Here is a 25,849-nt window from a genome sequence, read left to right on the forward strand (position 1 = left end):
CAGCCGATGGCGCGCGTCGGCCCTCTGGCCGGTCGGAGCGAAAGGTTGCGCCGGGCAGCCTCGCCACAAAGAAAGACGAAATCCGCCGTGTTGAAGTCCCTGCTGAAACGCCCCCGGAAAATTTCCAGCGCCAATCGTCCGTTCATCCAGACGCTTGAGCAGATCACCGGCGCAGAACACGTCCTGACCGATCCGGGTGCGACGGCGCAGTATCGGCGCGGGTATCGTTTTGGCGACGGCAAGGCGCTGGCGGTCGTGCGGCCCGGTTCCCTGCTGGAGCAATGGCGCGTGTTGCAGGCCTGCGTGGCCGCCGACAAGATCGTGTTGATGCAGGCGGCCAATACGGGCCTGACTGGCGGCTCTACGCCCGACGGCGACGGCTACGACCGGGACATCGTCATCATCAGCGGCATGCGCATGAAGACGATCTCCGTGATCGGCGACGGCAGGCAGGTCGTATGCCTGCCCGGCGCCACACTGGACCAGCTGGAGCGCACCCTGGCGCCGCTGGGGCGCGAGCCGCATTCCGTCATCGGCTCCTCCTGCCTCGGCGCCGGCGTGTTCGGCGGCGTCAGCAACAACTCCGGCGGGTCGCTTGTCCAACGCGGCCCGGTCTTCACCGAGATGTCGCTGTTCGCGCAAGTTGGAGAAGACGGGGCGCTGCGTCTGGTCAATCATCTGGGGGTGGACCTTGGTTCCACGCCCGAGGAAATCCTGACCAATGCGGATCAGGGGCGCTTCCCCCCTGACGCCATCCGCTGGGATGCGGGCAAGGGGCATGACGACACCTACCGGGACCATGTACGCGACGTGGACGCCGACACGCCCGCGCGCTTCAACGCCGATCCACGCCATCTGTTCGAGGGCGCCGGATGCGCCGGACGCGTCGCGCTTTTTGCTGTCCGGCTCGATACTTTTCCAGCCGACCGCAATCCCGCAGTGTTTTATATCGGCACGAACAGCGCGAGCGAGCTGGAGGACATTCGACGCCACATCCTGACATCGTTCACGAAACTGCCGATCGCGGGCGAATATATGCACCGCGACGCATTCAACATCGCGGAAGTCTACGGAAAGGATACGTTCCTTATTATCCGCGCGATCGGCACGCGCCGCCTGCCAGCCATGTTCGCGTTGAAAAACCGCTTTGACAGGCTGGCTGAAAAACTCCCCTGCCTGCCGGCGCATTCAAGTGACAGACTTTTGCAATGGAGCAGCTCCCTGTTTCCGCAGCACCTGCCGCAACGCATGCTGGAATATCGGGACAGGTTCGAGCATCATCTGATGCTGAAGGTCGAAGCCGACCTCGTCGGCGAGACTGCCGCGTTCCTCCAAACATTCAAGACGACGCACGGCATGGACTACTTCCAGTGCACGCCGGATGAGGGGTCGAAGGCGTTTCTGCACAGATTCGCCGCCGCCGGGGCCGCCATCCGCTATCGCAGCGTGCACACAAGTACGGTCGAGGACATCGTGGCGCTGGACATAGCGTTGCGGCGCAACGATCGGAATTGGTTCGAGACGTTACCGGAAGAAATAGACAGGTTTTTTATTTCGAAGCTCTATTACGGCCATTTTTTATGCCACGTCATGCATCAGGACTATATCGTCCGAAAAGGCCATGACTGCGTCGAGATCGAACACCGAATGCTTCCGCTGTACGACGCCCGTGGAGCCCGCTATCCCGCCGAACACAATTACGGCCACCTATACGAGGCCCCGCAGGAGCTGGCCGCGCACTACCGGACGCTTGATCCCTGCAACTGCTTCAATCCCGGCCTTGGGAAGACCACCAAGGTCCGAGACTGGAAAGCCGAAAGCGCAGGCTAACTGTCTGTTCAGAGGCTGAGCGGGGCGCTCACCAAGACATATTTCGTCATCAAAGGGACGCGAAGAATTACGTTACAGACGCTTTGTCGAGAGAACAGATGTTTAGACTGCGGCGCAGTTAGCCACGCTTGTGGCGACCAGGCGCGCATAACTCTTGCGGGCCGCCGGAGAGGAGTCACGCGGCGTGCAACAGCGAATGCGGCTGAAACAAACGCTCGCCAGCGCAGGCAAAACCGCGCTGGCGAAGTCCTTCAACGTCAGGCTTTTTTCTGACATCCACGAACGTGGCGCGGAGTTCGGAGCCCCTCTGCCGGACGGTCGCAAGCGCCGCGCCCGCCATGCCCTCATCGCGAATACAGGCGTTCTCTTCATCCATGTCCCGAAGAATGCCGGCACCTCCATCTGCCGCTCACTTTACGGGCAGGAAATGGAGCATCGCAGCATCCGTTACTTCGCCGCCCGACAGCCTGAACTCGCGAAGCTTCCCAGCGTCGCCGTGGTGCGCAATCCCGTCGACCGTTTTATCTCAGCTTTCCGGCACGCGCGCAGCGGCGGCGGACACGACCGCACGCTAGCGGACACATTCAGAACGGAATATGCGGCGTTCCGCTCTCTCGACGACGCGCTGGATCATGTCGAGGCAGCCAAAAACTGGTACCAAGTCGATCATATTTTCCGACCGCAAAGCTGGTACGTCTGTAACGCCGATGGCCACATCGCCGTGCAGCGCCTGTTCGATATGAGCAATATGGGCGCGTTGCGCTCTTTCCTGTTCCCCAATCGGCAGGAGGACATTCCTCGCGTGAACGCTTCGATCTCGCCTACCGTAACTGCGTCCCCCGAACAGATTGAACGCATTCGCAGCATCTACTCTCAGGATTACGAGCTTCTGCGCAGCCAGGCTTATCGCCCCGCTCGAACCGCCGCAGCAAAACAGATTCGCGGTCGCGCCCACACATCGCCTGCGTGGCCTGGGGACCTTGCGCCCGCCGCCACCTGACAGCTTTGTACGCGATACTGCGGCAGACGTAATTTCACGTAAGGGCCATCGCCCCGCCGAACAGGTGGAGCAGGCGCTTCGCGCGGACGCTCTCCCGATTGCGCATGTATGCAGGTCGCGATTAATAACGCGTCTGCATTTCACACCCGGGCCAGCCGCCTATTATACTTCAGACGCCAGCACATCGTCATTGCGGCCCGCAGTTAAGCTACCGGCTCGTCAAATGCGATCGGCCCTCTTTGTGCGAGATAGGCGAGGCGCTTCAACTCCAGGCGCCCGAGCGTGACGCTGTCGAGGATCAGACCGCAGACCAGTGACAACGCCGCGAGAATCATGAAGCCGGTCGCGAGGACCGCCGTCGGCAACCGAGCCACCATCGCCGTCTGCACGAACTCAACGACGACAGGAATGCCCAGAGCCAATCCGCACAGACACGCCAGCGCCGCCAGGGCAGAAAAGAACATCAACGGCTTCTCCTGCTTCACCAGCACGACGATGGTCCACAAAATGCGGAAACCGTCATGGTACGTCCGCAATTTCGACACGGACCCTTCGGGACGCTCGATATATCTGGTCTGCAATTCGGAGATCGGCATCGCCAGCTCAAGCGCATGCACTGTGAGTTCAGTCTCGATCTCGAATCCGCCCGAGAGCGCTGGAAAAGACTTCACGAAGCGTCTGGAGAACACACGATAGCCGGAAAGCATGTCCGACAGTCGTTTGCCGAAAATCGCGTTGACCAGCCCGGTCAGAGCCCGGTTACCCAACTGATGCCCGGGTCGGTATGCCGCGACGCGATCTGTTACGCGGGCGCCGTTCACCATGTCGAGCTGCTCTCGCCGGGCGAGTTCGATCAGAGCGGGAGCGGCAGCCGCCTCGTACGTAGCGTCTCCATCGACCAGCACATAGAAATCGGCTTCGATATCGGCGAACATACGCCGCACCACGTTGCCTTTTCCCTGGAGAGGCTCGCTCCGCACAAGCGCGCCCGCCATCCGGGCGACTTCCACGGTCCTGTCTGACGAATTGTTATCGTAGACATAGATCGCTGAGTCGGGCAGGGCCGCACGAAAATCTCTCACGACCAGACCGATCGCCGCCTCTTCGTTATGGCAAGGAATCAGGATGGCGATCCGTAGAGCAGCTTCTATATTCGAAGGCATGCTTCAGTAGAGTCCAGAAGATAGGGATCCGGTCACCAGCATTCGGTATATGGCGACTACGGCGGGTCTGGCCAGATACTGCAGGCCGAGCAACAACGCCAGCGGCGCAAGGTCCACGTTGCCAAAGGTCGGCAGCACCCGGCGGATGGGATTGAGTGCGGGCTCGGTAAGGCGAGAGAGTATATTGCCTATCTGCCAGACGGCACGATTGCGACCATCCAGAACGCCGAAGGCGTAGAGCATGCTGAAAACGCAGTAAGCAATGACGACCCACTGATACAGCTGGATAATCGTAAGAAGCAGCTCGAACACGCCGGTAAGCAAATTGGTCAACCTTCAGCCATTAAGCCGTCACGCCGCCTCAACGGGGGCGGCGTGACGGCGCGCAACCCTATCGTCCCCACGTTCGCCAGACAATACGCACTGCGCGACGCAGGATGACAATACGACTTGACACCCCTCGCCCAAACGCTATGTATCGCCCCACACAAGGCGGGGCTGTAGCTCAGTTGGGAGAGCGCCTCGTTCGCAATGAGGAGGTCAGGGGTTCGATTCCCCTCAGCTCCACCAGCCGCCTTTACGACGTCTTAGAGCGTTGAAATTTCAAGAAAATTTGCTTCTGAGTGGTCAGAATACCGAGGGTCCGGGCGCGAGTCCACATCGGAGTCCACACGATGCGATTCGACACGTCTGGTGGCGCGCATTTGCGGCGTCGGAAAGATGGAGGCTGGTCCCTCCGCGTGCGGGTTGCGGCGTTTGGAGGTATCGTTTTTTGGGAGCGGCAAAGAGATTCGCAAGCCATTTCACGCCTCACAAGCACGCTCAGCGGCTCCCTAAAGCGCAGTCACCAAGAGGGACAACATGCAGGGGCACCAAACAGCAAAAGCCGATAGGTGTTGATTTCAAATGGATTTTAGGAAGGAAATGGTGCCCAAGGGCGGAATCGAACCACCGACACTGCGATTTTCAGTCGCATGCTCTACCAACTGAGCTACTTGGGCGCCCGGCGTGCAACACAGGAACGCTGCGCGTGGCGAGCGTTTAACCTGCCCGCGCGCCAAGATCAACCCGTCACTCCATTTTCTCTTCCGAGGATCCAGCGATGCTGGAATCCGACTCGCCATCGTCCGCCGGAGGGCCCGGCACGCGGTAATCGCCAGAGAACCAGCGGCCGAGATCGACGTCGGCGCAGCGTTTGGAGCAAAACGGGGTGAAGCCGCGTTCCGCTGCGCGACCGCAGATCGGGCAGAGGCTGGACTTATTCATCGGAGAAACTCCACGAAAGAGGCGGCAGCGACGGGTCGAGTCGCAGATCGAGGGGGGCGGCCAGCCAGCCGCGTAGATCGGACATCGCCTCAAGGTCGCCTTCAAGAGCGGCGAATACGCCGGAACCGGCCCGAAGCGCCGGTCGCGCATCGGGACGGCCCGCATACCGCACGACTGCGGAGTGAAGCGCCGCAAGAGCCTGCCCGTGGGCGCTGGACAGCAATTCGTGAAGCGGAGGATGCACCCGCGCACGAACGATCTCGATCAGGCCTAGCCCCGTCACGCCGAGGCAGCGCGGGCGCAACGGATCAGCCCGCAAAGCCGCTTCGACCGGTTCGCGCAGGGCCTGCCGCTTGCGCTGGTTCAGGCCCGCCGGATCGATCAGGATCGCCCCCGACAGATTGCGCAGCCTGATCTGGTCCAGCAGCACGGGAAGCGCGTCACGATTCGCCGCAAACTGCGCCGTCTGCTTGGCGCTGGCGGTCGCCGAGGCGGCTCCGCTATCCATGTCGATCGCCACGAGAGCTGGCGTCGGCGTGATCGTGGCGCTCATGCCGCCGGGCAGCGCGACTTCGGGGACGCCAAGCGCCTGCACGGCGTCTTCAACGCCCTCATCGAACGCCTGCGGGACGCGCTGCACGCGCGTGCGCAGGGCAGCCGGGACGCGTGCAGCGAAGCTGGAGTGGTCGATGACTATTTGGCCGTCCCAGCTTCCTGCAAGACGCTCCAGCGGAGACGGTCCGCGCGTCAGCAGGCCAGTTTCACCAGAGGTCGGCGCGCCGCCTGCGATTTTAAGGCGTGGTCCCTTGCCCCCCATCGGCGCGCGGACCACCGACACCAGAACCGACTCGCCCTCGACCAGCGGTGGCGCGCCGTCATGGCTGGGGAGAAATCCGTCCGTCCCGCCACCCAATGCGATGAAAGAGCCACCCAGCGCAGGCACGATTTTGGCGACGCGTCCGCGATAAACGTCGCCCACACCGTCCGGACGGCCCGGACGCCACAGGGCGAAATCACGCAGCACGCCATCCTCGACGACCGCGATCCGCGCTTCGCCCGGCGAGCAGGCGACGCGGAGCGAGCGCTTCAGGTCAGCCATGCGCCTTTCTGACCACGCAGCAATTGCGCAGTTTCGAACAGCGGCAGACCGATGACGGCGGAAGGACTGCCTGACACAAAGCGGATGAAGGACGCTGCGTGGCCTTGCAACGCGTAGCCGCCCGCCTTGCCGTTCCAATCTCCAAGGTCGAGAAGACCCTCGATCTGACGCTCCGTCAGACGGGAAAAGGTCACCGTAGTTTCGACGGCGCGCACGCAACGCCGCCCCTCGGACCATGCGCCGCTGGGCGCAAGCGCGACTGCGGTGACGACGGTGTGGCGGCGCCCGGACAGCAATTCGAGACAGGTCCGGGCCGTATCGCGATCTTCCGCTTTCGGCATAATACGGCGCCCCATGGACACGACCGTATCGGCGGCGAGAATCAACGCGGGCTCATCCGTGCGTGCAGCGACTACGGCTGCTTTTTCCACCGCGAGTCTGCGGGCGTACGGAAGCGGCAGCTCCCGGGGGGCTGGCGTCTCGTCCAGATCGGCGGCGTCGACTCGATCGGGGGTGAGGCCGATTTGCGCCAGCAGAGACAATCTGCGGGGCGATGCCGAAGCCAGCACCAGAAGAGGGCGGCTTGCGGAAGCCGCGCCGGACCCGTCGTCCGGGCCGGAGATGGCGCTGGTCATAACCGTGTTACTTGAAGCGGAAGGTGATGCGGCCCTTGCTCAGGTCGTAAGGGGTCATCTCGACGCTCACGCGGTCACCGGCGAGAACGCGAATGCGATTTTTCCGCATTTTTCCGCTCGTGTGCGCGAGAATCATGTGCTCGTTATCAAGCTTCACGCGAAACATGGCGTTGGGCAGCAGCTCCGTAACGGTGCCGCTGAATTCGATCATGTCTTCCTTAGACATGCTGGCCTTCGTTCATTCTATACCTCATTGACAGGACGATCAGTCCACTTAACCGGGTGCGATATGTATGCGGCGAGGGCCTGCGGTCAAGGTTTGAGGCCGTTCGCCGTCGGTCAAAGGGCGATCCGTCACCCTCGATCGATGATCTTGAGGCGCTCCGAAATGCTCAGGGCATGCGCCTCCAGCCCCTCCGCCGTCGCCAGCGCGACGCCAGCGCGACCGATACGAGAAAGAGCGTCCGGACCGCTGGAAATGAAAGTCGTGCGTTTCAGAAAATCGTAAACGGATAGGCCCGACGCGAAACGCGCCGTGCGTGACGTCGGCAGAACATGGTTGGGCCCGCCGACGTAATCCCCCACGGCTTCCGGGCAGAAACGGCCGAGGAACGCGGCGCCGGCGTGCCGCACACGGGCGAACAGCGCCTCCGGCTCGTCCACCATGAGCTCCAAATGCTCCGGCGCCAGACGATCCACCAGTCGGGCGGCCTCCTCCCAGTCGCGCACGATGATGACGGCGCCAAAGTCGCGCCAGCTCGCTCGTGCGATGGCGGCGCGCGACAGGGTCTTCAACTCCGTCTCCACCGCCTCGGTCACCAGATGGCCGAACGCGGCGTCATCAGTGATCAGGATCGACTGCGCCAGTTCGTCATGCTCCGCCTGCGCCAGCAGATCGAGCGCCACGAGTCGCGGATCGTTCTTCGCGTCCGCGACGACCACGACCTCAGAGGGACCGGCGATGCTGTCGATGCCGACATGGCCGAACACCTGCCGTTTCGCCTCCGCCACCCATGCGTTGCCGGGGCCGACGATCCGGTCGACAGGCGCGACGGTCTCAGTGCCGAACGCCATCGCGCCTACAGCCTGCGCCCCGCCGACACGGTAGATCTCCGTGACGCCCGCCCGCTTCGCAGCGGCGAGCACCAGAGGGTTCAGCACCCCGCCGGGCGTCGGCACGCACATGGCGAGCCTTTTGACGCCTGCAACGCGCGCCGGGATGGCGTTCATCAGAACCGACGACGGGTAGGCCGCCTTGCCGCCGGGAACATACAGACCGACCGCGTCGAGCGACGTCCAGCGCTGCCCAAGCGTCAGCCCGTCAGAGTCGGTGTATTTCATATCCTGCGGCAACTGCGCGCGGTGAAAATCCTCAATGCGCGTCGCGGCGACATTGAGCGCGTCGAGCAAGTCTTGCGGCACGCCGGACGCGGCCTCTTTAACTTCCGCCCCAGTGATCCGCATGGTCTCGGGCGTAAGGTCCAACCGGTCGAAACGACTGGTGTAGGCGCAAACGGCCTCGTCGCCTTTCGCCCGTACTTTTGCAAGAATTTCGGCGACCGGCGCGTCCACGCGCGCGCTCTCCGCCTCCCGGTTCGCCAGCAGCGACGTGAACGCGGCCTCGAAATCAGGCGCACGGGCATCCAGACGTTTCATACGCACACTCTATATTTGTCGCCGCGCCGGCAGGGCGGCGCGATGTTCAGGCGGGGTTCAGCGCCGCGCGGAAGCGCGCGATGAGGGAGGCTATCGCCTCGGGACGGGTCTTCAGCGCGGTCCGGTTCACGACCAGACGGCTGGTGATCTGCGCGATGGTTTCGACTTCCTGCAGCCCGTTCGCACGGAGGGTCGATCCGGTGTCGACAAGATCGACGATCAGACGCGACAGGCCGAGCATCGGCGCCAGTTCCATTGCGCCGTTCAGATGCACGATATCGGCGTTGATGCCGCGGGCCGCGAAATGGCGGCGCGTGATCGTGGGGTATTTCGTCGCCACACGCACCTCGGAATAGCGCGACCAGTCCTCGTTTGGCGGGTCGCCCTGCGGGCGGGCCACGGACACGCGACAACCACCGATGCCCAGGTCGAGCGGCGCGTATAGCTCAGGATAATCGAACTCCATCAGCACGTCGGCGCCGCACACGCCGAGATGCGCGCCGCCATGCGCGACGAAGGTCGCCACATCGAAGGAACGCACGCGCACGACGTCGAGCTTGGGATGATTGGTTGGAAACCGCAGGCGGCGGCTGTCTTCCTGCAGACAGTCGGCGGCGGGTTCGATCCCGGCGCGCGCCAGAAGCGGGGCGACGCTCTTCAGGATGCGGCCCTTCGGGAGAGCTAGGATGAGCATGTCGTCCGCATGGTCGCCATGACGCCCATGATCGACGTCGCCCGAGGCAGGCGTGGTCGCGGGAGCAACGCCCCAAGCGGTCATGGTGGGCGTATCGTCACCCGGTGTGCAGGCGGTCATCATACTCTCCGGACAGGCGTCGGCGACGGCGATCGCCCTGGACCATCCCTTCAGCCAGGACAGACACAGACGAGCGCAGGCATTCCGACGCAATCGGCACGGCGATTACCACATTCCACGCCGCTCCGCCAAAACTGCGCCCGTCCCCTGCGGGCGGCGCCGCTGGACGCCCACCCCAACCCGTCATAATCAGGACGCCGTAACGTCGCCCTTCGTGCAAAAGGCCCGTCCGGCCCGTCGAACCGTCGAAAGGATTCTCCCGCTGTGAAAGTCATCGTTCTTGGCGCCGGCGTCATCGGTGTTACGACCGCCTGGTATCTGGCGAAACTCGGGCATGAAGTGGAGGTTATCGACCGCCAGCCCGCAGCCGGACTGGAGACGTCTTTCGCCAACGCGGGTCAGGTCTCGCCGGGATATTCGACGCCATGGGCCGCCCCCGGCCTGCCGTTCAAGGCGCTGAAATGGATGCTGGGCAAGCACAGCCCGCTGGTGGTGCGTCCTGGCGCGATCGATATCGCAATGCTGCGGTGGATCGGCGGTTTGCTGATGAACTGCACTGAACATGCGTACGATGTGAACAAGTCCCGCATGCTGCGGATCGCCGAATACAGCCGCGATTGCCTCACCGATCTGCGTGATGAAACCGGCATTACTTACGACGACCGTCAGAAGGGCCTGATTCAGCTCTTCCGCACAGAGGCGCAACTCGACCACGCGCAGGAGGACATGCGCCTGCTGAGCGACAGCGGCGTCGCGCATGAACTGTTTTCCGTCGAAAAAATCCTTGAGCGCGAGCCGGGCCTGTCCGGCGCGAAGCATCTGTTGAAGGGCGGCCTCTACCTTCCCGGAGACGAGTCCGGCGACGCTCACATGTTCACGCAGCGTCTGGCGCAAAAAGCCGAAGAGCTGGGCGTCACCTTTCGCTACGAGACGACGATCGAGGCGCTGGACGCGTCGGCTGATTCGATCCTCGGCGTCCGCACCTCCGCCGGACGGATCACCGGCGACGCCTATGTCATGGCGCTGGGAAGCTATTCTCCGCTGCTGATGCGTCCGCTGGGCGTTCGCCTGCCGGTCTATCCGGTGAAGGGATATTCTCTGACCGTGCCTATGACGGACGAAGCTCGCGCGCCTGTCTCCACAGTGAACGATGAGACTTACAAGGTCGCCATGACCCGCCTCGGCGACCGCATCCGCATCGGCGGCACGGCCGAACTCGGCGGTTTCGACCTGCGCCTGCGCCGCGACCGCCGCGCGACGCTCGAACTCTCGTTTTCCGAACTTTATGGCGGCGGCGATCTCAGTCAGGCGACATACTGGACCGGCCTGCGCCCCAACACTCCCGACGGCACACCGATCGTAGGAGCGTCGAAGAAGTTCTCGAACCTGTGGCTGAACACCGGCCACGGCACACTGGGCTGGACCATGGCCTGTGGCTCCGGACGGATCGTTTCCGATCTGATCCATGGCCGCAAGCCGAATATCCCGGTGCTGGACCTGTCCGTCGATCGTTACGACCGCAGTTGAACGCAGAGGACGCTCCCGTCGTTCTGCTTCGGCGACGGGATGGAGCCCTTGGCTGCTGCGAGCGTGAACGCCGGAGCCATCCAGAGTCGCCGTTTTTGAAAATACATTGAAATTCCAGATCAAGGTCGTAGGCACCTCGGCTCCCCGCCGCCTCCCGCTGACCCTCGATACGTGAAGGCAGGCCAACCAACGTTCAGGCGGAACCCTGCTCTTTCCCGTTGCAAGCAAGCGACCTAAGAACTCTCGTCCCGCAATAACCGTTTGCGGGAGCGGATGATGGGCGGTCTGCAAGTGACCCAACGTCCCCCATTCCGTCTTGCGGCCAGAAACCCCAACTACCGCAGTCGTGACGAAACTGGCCGCTGCACCGCCCCAGTCGTAAAGCTGCCCCGAGCATCTATCGGCAGAGCCGACCGATCGCCCCCACACCAAAGCTACCCGCTTGTGAACGCTCATCCAATCGGGCATCGTCACGGTCTGTAGGAGGCCGTGAGCGAGGCGCTGTGACGGCCGACGTTGAGCGAGGAAGAAGACCAATGAAAGCCATGCTTGCGACTGCCTGCCTCACCCTGCTGACCGCGACCATAGCGCCGTCGTTATCCCCACAGTTCGCCATCAGCTCCGCACACGCAGCGGCGCCGTGCCGCGACGCGAAGGGCAAATTCACCAAATGCCCGGCGCCGAAGCCCGTCCGCTGCAAGGACGCCAAGGGACGCTTCGCCAAATGCGGCACGGACGGCGCGAACCCGGTCTGATCTGCGCCTGCAACCACCTCTCCGCCAGAACATGTCGCCTATCGCGGCCGCGCGCCGCAGCTCTTTCGGAATTTTATAATCATGAGAATACTGCGCGCGCTTTTTCGTCCCGTCGCTCTGGCGGCGACGTTGATCGGCGGAACGGCCGTCTGTGCGCCGCCCTCCCACGCAGCCGAGGCGCGAAAAGTCATTGTCGATGACGACGGGTCCGGCATCGCGGAATGGATGTTGCTGCAGGCGCCGAACGTCGACGTTCTCGGCATCACGATCCTGTCCGGCGACGTCTGGCGCGATGAAGGCGTGGCGCACGCCCTGCGCGCCGTCGAGATCGCGCACAGGACGGACGTTCCCGTGCTACGCGGCGCGGTTTATCCGCTGCTGAACTCCGAAAAACTCACCGACCGGTGGGAAGCGCTTTACGGCAAGCTGGTCTGGAAAGGCGCCTGGATGAAAAAGTGGGTGGAGCCCACTGTCCAAAGCACGCCGCCGTATCATGCTCCCGATGTCGTGCCGCACCTGCCGGAAGGCGATCCGACCATCAAGGCGTCGGATGAGCCGGCCGTCATGTTCATGATCCGCAAGGTTCATGAATTTCCCGGACAGGTGACGATCATCGCGACTGGTCCGATGACAGATCTTGCGCTGGCGCAACGCCTGGATCCGTCCTTCGCCAGCCTGGCGAAAGAACTGGTTTACATGGGCGGAAGTCTCAACCCGCAACAGGTTCGCCCCGACGTCGCCGCCGCACAGTTCGCCAGAGAATTCGCGAATTCTCCACGGAGAGAATTCAATTTCCGCTTCGACCCCGAAGCCGCGAGCATCGTGCTGCGCGCGCCGTGGCGGCATATTGTCGCGGTTCCAGCCGATCCCTCCACTGCGACGGAGTTAACGCCGGAATTCCTCCATAAACTTGCAGCCGCCAATCCCGCGTTCGCCGGCACGATCAGCAAGCGCGAACCCGGCTTTCCGCTTTGGGACGAAATCGCAGCCGCCGTCTGGCTGGACCCGAGCCTGATCAAGCACAGTGAAGAGCTGTACGTCGACGTGAACAGCCAGTTCGGCGCAGGATATGGCGACACGCTGTCGTGGACGCCCGGATATCAGCCGGATCTGGACGAGCAGCGTGAGACGGTCGTCCGTACCATCGACGCCCCTAAACTGGAGGCGTTCATCACATCGCTTCTGGCGCGGCCTCTGCCCAGTTCACCGCCAAAATAAGGAGGATTATATCCTCCTGCTTCGTGGCCTCATGCCTGGCCCCGCCTGACTTACGACACACCCCTGCCCTCTACACTGGGAAGAGTGAAGTCATTCTTTGGAACAAAGGCAAACCCAGTACCGAGCCCCCCCCGCAAAATATCCGGCGCCCCCTGATCGAAAACTGCCTTCCCAAAGAGTGAAGCTTTTCCCGACAAAAAGCGCGTTACGCGCCCATTGGCCAGCACGCAAAAACAGTAAAAAGCCAAAGCGCAAACAGTGGATTGGCGCGATTAAAGCCGCACGTGTTCTCTTCAAACTGCAGCAGCTCTAACAGCCGGCAACTTCACGCCACCCGTACAACGCGTCCCGCCCCAATAGCCTGTGCCGCGCGCAACCCACCCGGCATCTTTACAACAGTCGTATCGGCGTCTCAGTTACGTCATGCACATTACACTGCTCGCGCTGACCCTGCTCACCGTCGTTGGCCTTACCGGCCTTATCGCGCGCGTGCTGAAGCTGCGCATCCCGATGCCGCTGCTGCAAATCGCGGCAGGCGCAGCGGCGGCTCTGGCCGGAGTGCATGTCGGGCTCGACACTGATCTGTTTCTTCTGCTCTTCATCTCGCCACTCCTGTTCGTCGACGCCTATCGCGTGCCCATGCGGGAATTCGGCGAACTACGGAGCATTATCGTAGCGATGGCCGTCGGGCTTGTCGCGCTCAGCACTCTGGCGGGCGGCTATTTTCTCGACTGGCTTCTGCCGACAGTACCGCTGGCTGCCGCGTTTGCTCTCGCGGGCGCCCTGTCTCCGACCGACGCGATCGCAGTCTCCGGCATCCTTCGTGGGGGACGCACGCCGCCGCGTATCATCCACCTTCTGCGCGGCGAGGCGCTTCTGAACGACGCCTCCGGGCTCGTCTGCTTCAAATTCGCCGTGGCCGCCGCAACGACCGGCATCTTCTCCCTGAAGGCTGCGTCCGCCAATTTCGCATGGGTGTCGCTGGGCGGAATCGTGACCGGCGTCATCATCAGCCTTTGCGCCAGCCGCGCGGAAAGCATGTTGCTACGACGCGGTTACGACGACCCTCCAAGCCATATGCTGCTTGCGCTGATATTGCCGTTCTTCACCTATCTGGTTGCGGAATCCATCGAGACGTCAGGCATTCTCGCGGTCGTCGCCGCAGGCATGACAATCCGCCTTACCGGCGTGATGAACGAAACCGAAATCGGGACGCGCATGCGGGCGACCGCGTTATGGGAAACGATATCCTTCGCGCTCAACGGCCTGGTGTTCCTGCTGCTCGGGCTGCAACTGCCGGACCTGGTGCATCAGGCGCGGGCGATCATGCACTCGGGAGGCGTATCTCCCTGGGAACTGCCGATCGCAATCGTGGCGCTGCAGGCTGTGATGACGTTGAGCCGCCTGGCATGGGTCAGCGCCTCGGTCCTGACCCGGCGGATCGCTGCGCGCCTGTGGCGGCGCCCCTTCATCGGCGCAAACTGGCCCGAGAGACTGATCCTCGCCCTGGCCGGCACGCGTGGCACCATCACACTGGCTGCGATTCTTTCCCTGCCCTCGGCTGAGGAGTTTCCGGAACGATCCCTGCTGATCACCATTGCCGCCGGCGTCATAATCATGTCGCTGCTCGGGGCCAGCGTCTTTCTCCCGCTTGTCCTTCGGCTACTGCCGTCGCAGGAAGGAACCAACCGAACTCAGCAGGAACTGGATGAGACCCGTCTGGCTCTGGTGCGTGTGGCGATTAGCGTCCTGAAGGATGAAGCAAGCCGCCACAACAGCCCTGCGGGAGGATCCGCCGGAGAGCCTGAGCCCGCGCAAAGCAGGGCGGCGCCGCTTCTTTTGCAGGAGTATCAGGAACTTTTACATACACTGGACAGCAAGCAGACTGACCTTGAGGCCAACCGGGACGAACTGCTCCGCAACCGTCGCGCCGAACTGGCGATCCGCCTGAGAGTGGTGCGCGCCCAAAGAAAAGCCCTGAAAGAGTTTTTGCACGACGGCAATCTCAACGACGAGACGGAGCGTGTTTTGGCGCGTCAACTCGACGTGCATGAGCAGGAGCTGATCGACGAAGCGTCAGCGCTTCCGCACCCGTAAGGGTTATCGCCACGAAGACGGACCCCTGCCTGGCAGTTTACCTTCGGTTTTCAGCGAATGCGGCCAAGCCTTCGACGTTAATGAGCATCAGCCGCGCTTTTCTTACAGCGCCAGAGAAAAAATCATCGCATATTTGGAATGTTTTCTACTCATGAACGCCCGGCGCAGCGTTGAACGGCACATCCGCCGCCCGTCGACATGGATCGCCACTCCTCCCCAAACCAAATCTCACGGCAATCACGCCAACAATATTGGCTTTTCCCAAAAGTGTTCCAAATTTTCTTGATTTTTGGCGAGACTACGGACGGTCGGGCCTTATACAAATCAGAGTCTCGCAAAATTCCGAGCGGACTAATTTTCTGAGGAACGAGGATTTTGAGTGTTCTTATAGAAGCAAGACAAAGCGTCGCCACGATGAACTGACCGACGCAAACTTTCAAATCTAGTATTACACAGCCCGCCAGAACCGGGCGCGGCGCAACCTTCAGGCGGCGACAGTCGAACCTTGAACAGGCAGAACTGGACGCACGAAATTCAGCGCATGCTCGAACGAGGTCTGGCGGCTCAGTTCATAATCGCGGATCGCATCGACCACGACCCAACGCAGGCCTTCCGGACGGATGATATAGGCTGGGTCAGCGCTTTCGCGGACCCACACCAGAACCATCTCGGAGCCCACGGCGCCTGTGTCGCCATCTGACACAAAAATATCGGCGTCACACAGTCCCATACAAAGGCCTGCGTTCAACCACCGCGACAGATACTCGCGGTGACGAGGTAGAACCGCCTGACGGAACGGCACTACATTGCAAAATGAAGAGGGCAACGTCTCAGATAGCATTGGCTGTGGCATCCCCGTTGTCCTGTGGCGGCGAACTGGAGGGAACGTTATGGCGGAGATGCGCTCACGCCAAACTGAATCTTCACAATTTCGCCCTAGAAAGAGGCACCGCAGAGCAAATGTGACAAAAAAGCAACTATCCATTCCGCTTTATCTCTAATTCTGCTCACGAAACAATCTTATGCACATTAAATATGATGTTTTTTTATGCAAAAACTCCAGCGCTGTGAATCTTTTCCGGGCAAGCACTCAAGGGTGAGCAAAAATATCGCCCCATTCAGGGCTGGCTCGATTCCGTAGGCCACCGGCGGTGCAGCCATAGCCAGCTTTCCGGGCAGGCTCTGATCCAAGCCTCCAGCCTGTCATTGACCGCCTGCGTCAATGACAGGATGTCCGCCTGCCTGTCGCCGCTATCGGGCAGCGGCAACGGTGGTTCGACCACAATGCGCAGGCGGGCCGGGCCGAGCCGGCGAACATAACCGGGAATAACCGGGCTGCGGTACCGCAACGCCATCGCCGCCAAAGCTGGCGCCGTCATCGCCGGACGACTGAAGAACCGCGCCTCCACGCCGTCATTCATCTTCTGGTCGACCAGCATCCCGAGACGCCCGCCGCGCGCAACGTAGGCAAGCGCCTCCCGGGCGCCCCGCGCGCCCTTGGCGAATAGCGGCTTGGGCTCCCCCATCGCCTCATTGCGCAAATCCCGAATCATCCTGTCGACCAAAGGATTCGCCGCCGCTCGGTAGAATGAGGCGAAGCCGAGGCCGTACGCCGAAACGCCCGGAGGAAGCATCTCCCAATTGCCGATATGTCCTGACACGAACAGCACCGAACCGCCCCGCTGCGCCTGCTCGATCAGATGCTCGGCGCCCTCGACCTCGAAACCAGGCCCTGAGGCGGTGTTCTCGCGCAGGCTGGCGATGTGCGGGAACTCTCCGGCTGTCCTGCCAAGATTTTCCCACACACCCAGCACGATGCGTCTTCGCGCCGCTTCGTCCAGTTCCGGCATCGCGAGCCGGAGATTGGCGTACGCCACACGCGAAACCGGTAAGAACGGTCCCACAAAACGGCACAGACGTCCGGCGAAATTCGACGCGCGCACCGGACCGAGACGCCGCAGCAACACCAAAGCGATCCGCGCGAGCGCCGCCTCCACCCGCATCCCCACGCCGACACGCTCCAGGTCGCGTTTTTCTCGATCCACCTTCACCGTGCAGCTACCTCGCGCTCAAGCCAACGGTCGAGCAGAGACTCAGGCGCATCAGGGTCCGCCCACGCCAGTTCCACGCCAACCACCGTAACATGCCGCCGGAAATAAGCCGGCAATCGCACCGCGTCCTTGGGGGTCGTCACAAGCGTCGCCTCCAACTTCAGAGCAACCCGGGCTAACCGCGCGAGGTCCTTGCGCCGATACGCGTAATGGTCAGGAAACGACACGACGCGAAGCGGAGCCACGCCACGCTCCCGCAACGCTCGAAAAAATTTTGACGGACGCGCCAGTCCAGCGAACGCGACCACCGGGCGCCCCCGCAACAGATCGACGGATGGTTCCATGACCGGCCACGCACGCAGCACGGGCATGCCCTTTGGCGCCCGTTTTTCGACCCAGACGCTCACGCCTGCACGGTCTTCGCCAGTTACGACCACCACGTCGGCCGCCGCCAGCCCCGCTTCCGGATTTTCCCTTAGCGGCCCGGCCGGAATGACGCGACCGTTGCCAAGGCCGCTCGATCCGTCGATCACCAGAAGCGCCATATCCTTGTGCAGCCCCGGATTCTGAAATCCGTCGTCCATCACAAGACACGTCGCCCCGGCCGCGATCGCCGCCTGCGCCGAACGAACCCTGTCCGCGCCGACCCAGCACGGCGCAATCCGGGCGAGCAACAACGCCTCATCCCCAACATCCGCAGCGCTGTGGATATCGGGATCGACCAGCAAAGGCTCCTCTGGAAACCCACGACCGAAAATGTTCGTTCCCACACCGCGAGCACGTGGTCGACGGCCGTATCCCCGCGTCAGAAAATGCACGGCTACGCCCCGCTCTCTCAGCCGCGCGCCGAGGTCGAGCGCGAGCGTGGTCTTGCCCGCGCCACCAGCGGTCAGGTTGCCGCAGCACAATACGGGCACAGACACGCGCTCGCCGACCCGAGCGCGCCGTCTGGCCGCAATCGCCTCCACCGCTGCCGACGCAGGTTTCAGCAACCACGCCCCCACGCCGGGCGCCGCACTCCAGAAAGCGGGCGCGCGCAAACGTGGCGACCACCGGATCACACACCCACCTGCGCGGGTGTTTCTCCCGCCATCGTCTCGTAAATACGGCGAGCGAGGCGCTCAGGGAGCGCCTTGTCGAAATCCGCAGCCTGTCGCGCAGCGTCTCCGGCTGTCCAGGCGCGCCCGGCGTCGGCCAGCAGAGGCCCCAACCAGAGCGATAGCGCTTCGACGGAATCGACCACGGTGATCGCTTCCCCCAGCCGGGCGTAAGTCGCGGCGAAATTCTCGATGGCGGGACCAGTGGCGATGGCGCAACCCAGCCGGGCAGGCTCAAGCGGATTATGACCGCCGCCCTTGCGCGCCGGACCTTGCCGCCCTCGCCCTCCCGGCGTCTCGAACAGGCTGTTGCCCATGAAGACGACGCGCGAAAGACGAAACAGCACGCCGAGTTCGCCGAGCGTATCCGCAACCCAGACCGGATCCGACGCTTCCGGCCATTGCCCCTGCGACCGCCTCGGGGCCACTCCCAGATCATGCCTGATCGGCGGCGGCAGCACGCGGGCGGCGAGCGCCGCCACAACTGCGCCTCTCTCCGGATGACGCGGCGCGATAATGGTCAAAAGGTCCGGATATCTGTCGCGCAGGGCGGCGGCGGCGGCGAAAATGGCCGCTTCCTCACCTTCATGCGTCGACGCCGCAAGCCATACCGGGCGCTCACCGACGATCAGCCGCAGCCGCTCCAGCAACGCAGCGTCGAACCCCAGAGGCTCGGCGGCGAACTTCAAATCTCCGGCCGTGACGACGACCGGCGCGCCAAGCGCACGGAACCGCGCCGCGTCCTCCTCGGCACGCGCCGCGATCCATCGCATCGGCGAGAGCGTCCACGCCGCCAGATCGGGAGCGCGGCGCCAACCGGCCAGCGCGCGCGCCGACATGCGCCCGTTCACCACCATAACCGGCACCGCAACTCGGCGGCAGCATTCGATCATATTAGGCCAAAGCTCGCTTTCCGTCAGCACGAACGCCTGCGGCCGCCAGCGTTTCAGGAACCGGTTCACCCAGCGCGGCACGTCCAGTGGCACAAACTGATGAACTACCCGGCCTGCTGCAATTTCATCCGGCAGCGCCGCCGCAAGCGTCTTGAACCCTGTGACGGTCCCGGTGGTGATCAGAACATTCGGCGCGTCGCCCGCCTCGCCCCAGGCACAGGCGAGCAACGCGCGAATCACAGGCAGCACGGAGACGGTTTCCCCGACGCTCGCTGCGTGGATCCAGACCAGCGAACCGGGAGGTCTCGCCACGCCGCCGCCCAATCCGATTCGTTCCCGCAACCGGGCGGGCAATTCCTTGCCACGCGCGACGCGGCGCCTCAGCATAACGATCAGTCCCGGAGCGATCAGGGAGGCGATCGCCGCCCATACGCTGCCCAACGCCCGACCGACGGTGGTCGTCTGCGCATCTTGCTGACCGGAAATAACGGGCGCGCGCATGGAGGCAAGGCGTTCATCATAATCCGCGTCAGCAAGGCGGCGTCCGGCTTCCGCCATCGCCTCGTTTAATCCGGCCGTCAGTTGCGCGCGCATCTCGTCGCGCCGCCCTCGCGCCACCACCAGCGGCGGACCACATACCAGCCTGCCTCGCCCGAATGGCAGGGGAACGATCATCCTGTCCCATGACCCGGCCCGAACGCCAGAACAGGCCACTCCCACGGGAATGATCGGAGCGCCCGTCAGTTCCGCCAACGCAAGCGCACCTGCCTGCACCTCTCGCCTTGGGCCCTTCGGACCATCCGGCATGATGGCGACGACGTCGCCCTGCTCGAGCGACGCGCGCAAACGCCTCAACGCAGACGCGCCGCCTTTGTTCTTGCCTTTACGATCAGACGAGCCGTGCAGCGCTGGAATTCGCCACGGAGCGACCACGCCCGCGATCATCCGGCCGTCACGATTGCGGCTGATCAATACTCTCAATCTTAACAGAGGGTTGCGGGGTTCGGTCCACCACCAGAGCGTCGGCGCCAGCATCAGCGCCTCATGCCAGAACGCCACAAGAACGCCAGGGCCTGCCGGATCAAGCAGAAGAGAACGCGAAGCCGCGTCCATATCGACTTTCCAACGCGTCGTCGTCAGCGCCAACGCCAGACCACGGCGCACGCAGGTCTGAACGATCCTGCGTAACAATTCCGAACCGGCGTCGCGCGGCGAGGGCTCAGGCACTGTCGTCACGACCGTGCTGCGCCGTCATTCACGACCTGCCGAAATTGGAGCGCTATCAGTAAATCTATAAAACATGAATGGGCGTTAACATGCCCGACGCAGTTCACAAAGCATCATATGCGTGGCGCCGTCATTACCCGGCGCCACGCACGGAGCAATCAGAACGGCGCGTCGATGTCGACCACGTCGATCAGCTTCGCGTTGACGAACTCCTTGATGCCGAGCCCGATCAGTTCGCGACCATAGCCGGAGCGCAAAACGCCGCCAAACGGCAGGTCAGCCTTCACCATGGTCGGGTGGTTAATAAACACCATGCCGGTCTCGATCTGTTTCGCGACTTCTTCGCCGCGTTCCTCGTCCCGCGTGAACACCGATCCGCCGAGACCATACGGCGAGTCGTTGGCGATGCGGATCGCGTCAGCCTCGTCCTTGGCCCGGAACAGCATGGACACAGGGCCGAAGAACTCCCACAGGCGGGCCGGGTTGTCGCCCTCAAGGCCGGTCAGAATGACCGGACGGAAGAACGCGCCCGTGTTCGGCACGGCGAGAGGAATCTCCTCAGCCTTCGCGCCGTGTTCGATCGCCTCTGCCAACTGCCGCTTCAGGTCCTCGACGGCACCCTGAGACGAGAGTGGCGCCAGCGTGGTCGCGGGGTCCATCGGATCGCCCATCTTCAACGACGCGACGCCTTCGCGGTAACGCTTGACGAACTCGTCATACACCTTGTCGACCACAATCATCCGCTTCGCGGAGACGCAGACCTGCCCGGCGTTCCAGTGACGACCGAACACAGCCCATTTCACGGTCTTTTCGAGGTCGGCGTCCTCAAGCACGATGAACGCGTCGGAACCGCCCAGTTCCATCGTCGTCTTCTTCAACGCGGCGCCCGCCTGCGCGGCTACCTTGCCGCCTGCGCCTTCCGAACCCGTCAGCGCGACGCCGCGAACACGATGATCGGCGATGATGGTCGCCAACTGATCGCGGGTGGGGAACAGATTGCGGAAGCCCCCCTTCGGCAGACCCGCTTCAATCATCAGGCGTTCCATCGCCGCCGCCGACTGCGGCACGTTCGACGCGTGCTTGAGCAGGGTCGTGTTGCCGGCTGAAAGTTGCGGCGCGATGATGCGAGCAACCTGATAGAACGGGAAGTTCCACGGCTCGATCGCCAGAATAATGCCAAGCGGCTGATGGATGATCTTCGCGCGGCCTTCTTCCTTGCTCTGCACCGGAAGCCCCTCGGACTCCAGCAGTCGCTCGGCGTTGATCGCGTAATATTCGAAGATCGCCGCGGTGAGTTCGGTCTCCGCGCGAGCCTCCGAGATCAGCTTGCCCATCTCAAGGGTCAGAATCCGAGAATATTCCTCGATGTCACGACGCAGAATGCCAGCGGCCGCGTGCATCACACGGGCGCGTTCCTTGAAAGACGTTTTGCGCCAGGACAGGAAGGTCTCATGCGCCTCATCCAGCGCGATCTTCACTTCCTCGTCCGTCGCGTTCGGAAAAACCTTGATTTCCTCACCGGTGAACGGATTGACCGTCGCGTAGGCCATAGCCGATGTCCCCTTTTATACTGCCTGAAAACTCGAAATAGGGCCCGCAGCATAGCGGGGTCGCGCGGCGACCAAAGCCCCAGATCATTGGGAGAAGCAAAATGTCACTGCGTGCCAGAGATGACAACAGGGCCCGCGCGGGAGGCGCGCAATCAGCGCGCCAGCAAGGCAATCTGTTCACGCTGAGAGCGCGCCAGAATACATCTGATCCTGAAAGGAAATCCCCGGACGCAGACCGTTAAGGTCACTCGTCCAGATCGCGCTTGACCTCTGGGCGACGCAGCAGCGCGTCAACTTCCATCGCATAATCCAGCGCCGTGTCCGGCTGGAAATGAATCTCGGGCGCCATCCGCAGACGAAGCGTGTGCGAAAGCTGCGTGCGAAGATAGGGCGCTACCCGCTTGAGCGCAGGCAACACCGCCTCCACGTCCGTGCGGCCAAGCCGCGCGACGAAAGCGGTCGCGTGCTTCAGATCCGGAGAAATACGAACTTCGGTCACGGTGATCATGACCCCTTCCAGCTCCGGATCGCGAAAGGTCGTGCGCGCAAAAAGTTCGGCCAGAACGCGGCGCACTTCTTCGGAAACTCTCAACTGTCGCTGAGAGGGCCCCGAAGAGGAAAGGCCGGCGAGTCGCCCCGCCGGCCCCTTTCCGTCTGGACGTTTCGGAGACGAGCGGCTCACGCGGGCACCAGCTCCATCTCGAAGCACTCAACGACGTCGCCTTCACGCAGGTCGTTGTAGCCAGCGAAGGAGAGACCGCACTCATAATTGCGGGCCACTTCCTTGACGTCGTCCTTGAAGCGCTTGAGCTGGCTGAGTTCGCCCTCGTGGATGACCACGCCGTCGCGCAGCAGACGCACGCCGCAACCGCGACGAACGACGCCTTCCGTGACGTAGCAACCTGCGACCTTGCCGACCTTCGTGATGTTGAACACCTGGCGGATTTCCGCGTAGCCGATGAACTTCTCACGATGCTTCGGCGCGATCTTGCCCTTGACCAACTGCTCGATATCGTCCGCCACCTGATAGATGATCGAGTAGTAACGGATGTCGACGCCGTCGCGCTGCGCCATCTCGCGCGCCTGCGACGTCGCGCGGACGTTGAAGGCGATGATCACGCCGTCGGACGCCTTGGCGAGCTGGATGTCGCTTTCGGTGATCTGACCGACAGAGGCGTTCAGGACGCGAACCGCGACCTCCTCATGCGCCAGCTTCTCGACCGTAGCCTTGAGAGCCTCGGCCGAACCCTGCACGTCCGCCTTGATCAGAACAGCGACCTCTTTCTGGGCGCCAGCCTGAATACGGGCGAGCATCTGATCGAGGGTGCCGCGCGCAGCCGTCTGCCCGGCCGCCGCATGTTCCTTGATCTTGCGCTGACGGAACTCGGAAATCTCGCGAGCCCGGTTCTCGTTTTCGACCACGACGAAGGGAGAGCCTGCGTCAGGAACGCCCGCGATGCCGAGGATTTCCACCGGCGTCGACGGCGCGGCGAGGTCGATCTGGCGGCTGCGGTCGTCGAGCATCGCGCGAACGCGGCCCCATTCGGCCCCGGCCACCACGATGTCGCCCTTGCGCAGCGTGCCCTTCTGAACCAGCACAGTCGCGACAGGACCGCGTCCGCGATCCAGCCTGCCCTCGATCACCACGCCTTCGGCGGCGCGATCAGGATTGGCCTTCAGGTCGAGAATTTCGGCCTGAAGCAGAATCGCCTCTTCCAGCTTGTCGAGGCCAGTGCGCTTGAGCGCCGAAACCTCGATGTCCTGCACGTCGCCGCCCATCGATTCCACGACGATCTCGTGGCTGAGCAGTTCCTGACGGACCCGTTCCGGGTTGGCGCCAGGTTTGTCGACCTTGTTGATCGCGACGATGATCGGCGCGTTCGCAGCCTTGGCGTGTTTGATCGCCTCAGCCGTCTGCGGCATGACGCCGTCATCTGCGGCGACAACCAGCACCACCACGTCCGTAACCGACGCGCCGCGGGCGCGCATGGCCGTGAACGCTTCGTGACCCGGCGTGTCGATGAAGGTGATCTTCGCGCCGGAGGCGAGCGTGACCTGATACGCGCCGATGTGCTGCGTGATGCCGCCAGCTTCGCCCGAGGCGACGTCGGTGGTGCGCAGCGCGTCGAGCAGCGACGTCTTGCCGTGATCGACGTGACCCATGACGGTCACGACCGGCGCGCGCGGCTGCAGATCGCTTTCGGTGTCTTCAAGGCCCTCGATGCCGATTTCCACATCGCTGTCGGCGACGCGGCGCACGCGGTGACCGAACTCCTGCACGACCAGTTCGGCCGTGTCGGCGTCGATCGTCTGCGTGACGGTCGCCATGACGCCCATCTTCATCAGCGCCTTGATGACTTCGCCCTGACGGGCCGCCATACGGTTGGCGAGTTCCTGAACCGTGATCGTCTCGGGCAGCACGACGTCGCGAACGACGCGCACCTGATCCGCGCGCAGACGCTCCAGCTCCGCCTGACGACGCTCACGCTCGCGCTGACGCCGGACAGACGCCAGCGAGCGGGTCTTGTCGTCGTCGCCTTCGATCGCCGCCTGAACGTCGATGCGCCCCGAACGGCGACCAATGCCGCCGTCCTTCTTCGCGCCAGCGCCCGCGCTCTTGCGCGGCGGCGGCGCTCCGGCGCCCTTGCGAGGCGCAGGGCCGCGACGATCGTCTTCGCCTTCGCGAGCAGTGCGCAGACGCAGGGTTTCGCCAGCAGGAGTCGACGGCTGAGACGCCGGGGCCCGCGATGGAACCAGCGGCTTGGTAGGCATGATCGCGCGTTCGGCCAGCGGGATCACGCGATCCGTCGGCGGCGCCAGCGTAACCTCGCCAGGAATAGGCACAGCCGACACAACCGGGCCGCGCTCTTCGGGCGCAACAGGAGCCGGGGCGGCGGGCTTTGCGCTGGCTGCGGCTTGCGCCTCAGCTTCCTCGCGGGCCTTCTCCGCAGCCTGCTCCTCAGCCGCGCGACGCTCTTCTTCCTCGCGACGACGCGCTTCCTCGGCGGCGGAGAGGATCTGAATCTTCTCCTGCTCGATGCGCTGAGCCTCTCGTTCCGCTTGCTCTTCGAGCACGCGCTGACGCACGGCGATCTCGGCGGGCGTCAGCCCGCGGATGGGCCCGCGGCCACCTGCGCCACGCCCCCCGCCGCCCGATCCGGGCTTGCTCGCGCCAGGCTTCGGCGCCCGCGTCTTGCGGACTTCAACCTGCACTACCTTCGAACGACCGTGGCTGAAGCTCTGGCGTACGGAACCGGCGTCGACCGTGTGCCCTACCGTCGAACTGCCCGCCGGCCGAAGGGAAAGACGTCCCTTACCCTGATCCTGATCGTTGCCTTCGTTCATTTACCCGCCTGTTACCCCATCGCCGGACCTGCCCGACGCAAGCGGGGCGGACCGGCTGGCCATCCCCGCGAAACGCTCACTCTCATGTCGCAGCCGCGAAGCCAGCGGCCCCGCCTGCAACGCCGCGTGCACAACACGCTCGCGGCCAAAAACCTGCCCCAGGGCCGAAGCCGCAAGGGACGCAACCACCGGCAGGTCGCGTGCGCCGGACATAATCCTGGCGCGCTCGTCGACGCTGCCGTCAGACGCCTGCACGATCACTCCAGCGCGCCGCGCCTCAATCCACTCCCGGACCTTTGCGTAGCCGCATACACTCTGTCCGGCCCTGCGGGCCAGCCCCAGAATCTCGGTAAGCCGACGCAGCAATCCGATTTCGATCACTTCGGCCAGATCGGAAGGGACGACAACCTGATCGCGCGCCGCTCTGGCGAAGGCTCCGCGAGTCCGGGCGGTTTCTAGCACATCCCGCCGAGCGCTCAACCACATTCCCCGTCCGGGCAGCCGCGCGCTGAGATCGGGAACCACGACCCGGTCGGGTCCAACGACAAAACGCAGCATCGTTTCCGGCGCACCACGCTCCCGCGTGACGATGCACCGACGCAGCGGCCCTTTTTCATCATCGCCAT

General features: G+C 63.3%; 22 protein-coding genes, 2 tRNA genes and 1 pseudogene. 7 read left to right on the forward strand and 18 right to left on the reverse strand.

What is annotated here, in order from left to right:
* Positions 1-99: 99 nt before the first annotated feature.
* Complete coding sequence (gene dld / locus G442_RS0104430) at positions 100-1,830, forward strand: D-lactate dehydrogenase (RefSeq protein WP_026397014.1); 1,731 nt, start codon at positions 100-102, stop codon at positions 1,828-1,830.
* A gap of 196 nt (positions 1,831-2,026) precedes the next feature.
* Positions 2,027-2,830: a sulfotransferase family 2 domain-containing protein gene (locus G442_RS20865; RefSeq protein WP_051291907.1), complete on the forward strand. Its 804-nt coding sequence runs from the start codon at positions 2,027-2,029 to the stop codon at positions 2,828-2,830.
* Positions 2,831-3,033: 203 nt separating this feature from the next.
* Here the strand turns inward: G442_RS20865 and G442_RS0104440 are convergent, their stop codons facing one another.
* Positions 3,034-3,993, reverse strand: a complete 960-nt coding sequence (locus G442_RS0104440) for a glycosyltransferase family 2 protein (protein ID WP_026397015.1) — start codon at positions 3,991-3,993, stop codon at positions 3,034-3,036.
* Between the two features lie 3 nt (positions 3,994-3,996).
* The gene (locus tag G442_RS0104445) at positions 3,997-4,326 is read right to left on the reverse strand and encodes a YggT family protein (protein WP_307188540.1); all 330 of its coding nucleotides are present in this window, start codon (positions 4,324-4,326) and stop codon (positions 3,997-3,999) included.
* A 161-nt stretch (positions 4,327-4,487) separates the two neighbouring features.
* Here G442_RS0104445 and G442_RS0104450 point away from each other — a divergent pair.
* Positions 4,488-4,563: transfer RNA gene (locus tag G442_RS0104450), tRNA-Ala, on the forward strand.
* 355 nt (positions 4,564-4,918) lie between these two features.
* Here G442_RS0104450 and G442_RS0104455 read toward each other — a convergent pair.
* The 8 genes from G442_RS0104455 to G442_RS0104490 form a co-directional block, all read right to left on the reverse strand.
* Positions 4,919-4,994: transfer RNA gene (locus tag G442_RS0104455), tRNA-Phe, on the reverse strand.
* Between the two features lie 70 nt (positions 4,995-5,064).
* Positions 5,065-5,259 (reverse strand): DNA gyrase inhibitor YacG, encoded by a 195-nt coding sequence (locus G442_RS0104460; RefSeq protein ID WP_026397017.1) that lies wholly within the window; start codon positions 5,257-5,259, stop codon positions 5,065-5,067.
* Positions 5,252-6,358 carry a ribonuclease E/G gene (locus G442_RS0104465; RefSeq protein ID WP_026397018.1) on the reverse strand — a complete coding sequence of 369 codons (1,107 nt, stop codon included), beginning with the start codon at positions 6,356-6,358 and terminating at the stop codon, positions 5,252-5,254. The genes G442_RS0104460 and G442_RS0104465 overlap by 8 nt, the downstream gene beginning before the upstream one ends.
* Positions 6,346-6,993, reverse strand: coding sequence for a Maf family protein (locus G442_RS0104470; RefSeq protein WP_026397019.1), 648 nt, complete (start codon positions 6,991-6,993; stop codon positions 6,346-6,348). The genes G442_RS0104465 and G442_RS0104470 overlap by 13 nt, the downstream gene beginning before the upstream one ends.
* Before the next feature lie 7 nt (positions 6,994-7,000).
* Positions 7,001-7,219: a translation initiation factor IF-1 gene (gene infA / locus G442_RS0104475; protein ID WP_010667149.1), complete on the reverse strand. Its 219-nt coding sequence runs from the start codon at positions 7,217-7,219 to the stop codon at positions 7,001-7,003.
* 128 nt (positions 7,220-7,347) lie between these two features.
* Complete coding sequence (gene hisD / locus G442_RS0104480; protein ID WP_026397020.1) at positions 7,348-8,649, reverse strand: histidinol dehydrogenase; 1,302 nt, start codon at positions 8,647-8,649, stop codon at positions 7,348-7,350.
* A gap of 46 nt (positions 8,650-8,695) precedes the next feature.
* Positions 8,696-9,343, reverse strand: coding sequence for an ATP phosphoribosyltransferase (gene hisG, locus G442_RS20870; RefSeq protein WP_051291938.1), 648 nt, complete (start codon positions 9,341-9,343; stop codon positions 8,696-8,698).
* Between the two features lie 97 nt (positions 9,344-9,440).
* Positions 9,441-9,650 (reverse strand): hypothetical protein, encoded by a 210-nt coding sequence (locus tag G442_RS0104490; protein ID WP_161628330.1) that lies wholly within the window; start codon positions 9,648-9,650, stop codon positions 9,441-9,443.
* A 62-nt stretch (positions 9,651-9,712) separates the two neighbouring features.
* Between G442_RS0104490 and G442_RS0104495 the strand changes: the two are divergent.
* The 4 genes and pseudogenes from G442_RS0104495 to G442_RS0104510 form a co-directional block, all read left to right on the forward strand.
* Positions 9,713-10,990, forward strand: a pseudogene (locus G442_RS0104495) (D-amino acid dehydrogenase); the annotation flags it as partial.
* A gap of 536 nt (positions 10,991-11,526) precedes the next feature.
* Positions 11,527-11,745 (forward strand): hypothetical protein, encoded by a 219-nt coding sequence (locus tag G442_RS20875; protein WP_035376154.1) that lies wholly within the window; start codon positions 11,527-11,529, stop codon positions 11,743-11,745.
* 81 nt (positions 11,746-11,826) lie between these two features.
* Positions 11,827-12,963 carry a nucleoside hydrolase gene (locus G442_RS0104505; RefSeq protein WP_051291908.1) on the forward strand — a complete coding sequence of 379 codons (1,137 nt, stop codon included), beginning with the start codon at positions 11,827-11,829 and terminating at the stop codon, positions 12,961-12,963.
* Between the two features lie 423 nt (positions 12,964-13,386).
* A complete protein-coding gene (locus G442_RS0104510) occupies positions 13,387-15,060 on the forward strand; it encodes a Na+/H+ antiporter (protein WP_026397024.1) in 1,674 nt (557 codons plus the stop codon).
* Positions 15,061-15,544: 484 nt separating this feature from the next.
* Here the strand turns inward: G442_RS0104510 and G442_RS0104515 are convergent, their stop codons facing one another.
* The 8 genes from G442_RS0104515 to G442_RS0104555 form a co-directional block, all read right to left on the reverse strand.
* Positions 15,545-15,901, reverse strand: coding sequence for a hypothetical protein (locus G442_RS0104515; protein WP_026397025.1), 357 nt, complete (start codon positions 15,899-15,901; stop codon positions 15,545-15,547).
* A gap of 277 nt (positions 15,902-16,178) precedes the next feature.
* A complete protein-coding gene (locus G442_RS0104520; RefSeq protein WP_051291940.1) occupies positions 16,179-17,063 on the reverse strand; it encodes a lysophospholipid acyltransferase family protein in 885 nt (294 codons plus the stop codon).
* A 44-nt stretch (positions 17,064-17,107) separates the two neighbouring features.
* Entirely contained in the window at positions 17,108-18,151 is a 1,044-nt protein-coding gene (lpxK, locus tag G442_RS0104525) for a tetraacyldisaccharide 4'-kinase (protein ID WP_026397027.1), read from the reverse strand.
* A gap of 17 nt (positions 18,152-18,168) precedes the next feature.
* Positions 18,169-20,337, reverse strand: coding sequence for a glycosyltransferase N-terminal domain-containing protein (locus tag G442_RS0104530; protein WP_051291909.1), 2,169 nt, complete (start codon positions 20,335-20,337; stop codon positions 18,169-18,171).
* 149 nt (positions 20,338-20,486) lie between these two features.
* On the reverse strand, positions 20,487-21,878 hold the full coding sequence (locus G442_RS0104535; protein WP_026397029.1) for an NAD-dependent succinate-semialdehyde dehydrogenase: 1,392 nt from the start codon (positions 21,876-21,878) through the stop codon (positions 20,487-20,489).
* A 244-nt stretch (positions 21,879-22,122) separates the two neighbouring features.
* Positions 22,123-22,560, reverse strand: a complete 438-nt coding sequence (gene rbfA, locus G442_RS0104545) for a 30S ribosome-binding factor RbfA (RefSeq protein ID WP_026397030.1) — start codon at positions 22,558-22,560, stop codon at positions 22,123-22,125.
* Complete coding sequence (infB, locus tag G442_RS0104550; protein WP_026397031.1) at positions 22,557-25,223, reverse strand: translation initiation factor IF-2; 2,667 nt, start codon at positions 25,221-25,223, stop codon at positions 22,557-22,559. The genes rbfA and infB overlap by 4 nt, the downstream gene beginning before the upstream one ends.
* On the reverse strand, positions 25,224-25,826 hold the full coding sequence (locus G442_RS0104555) for an RNA-binding protein (RefSeq protein WP_026397032.1): 603 nt from the start codon (positions 25,824-25,826) through the stop codon (positions 25,224-25,226).
* Positions 25,827-25,849 lie beyond the last annotated feature (23 nt).

Source organism: Acetobacter nitrogenifigens DSM 23921 = NBRC 105050 (assembly GCF_000429165.1).
In the GTDB taxonomy this organism is placed as follows: domain Bacteria; phylum Pseudomonadota; class Alphaproteobacteria; order Acetobacterales; family Acetobacteraceae; genus Acetobacter; species Acetobacter nitrogenifigens.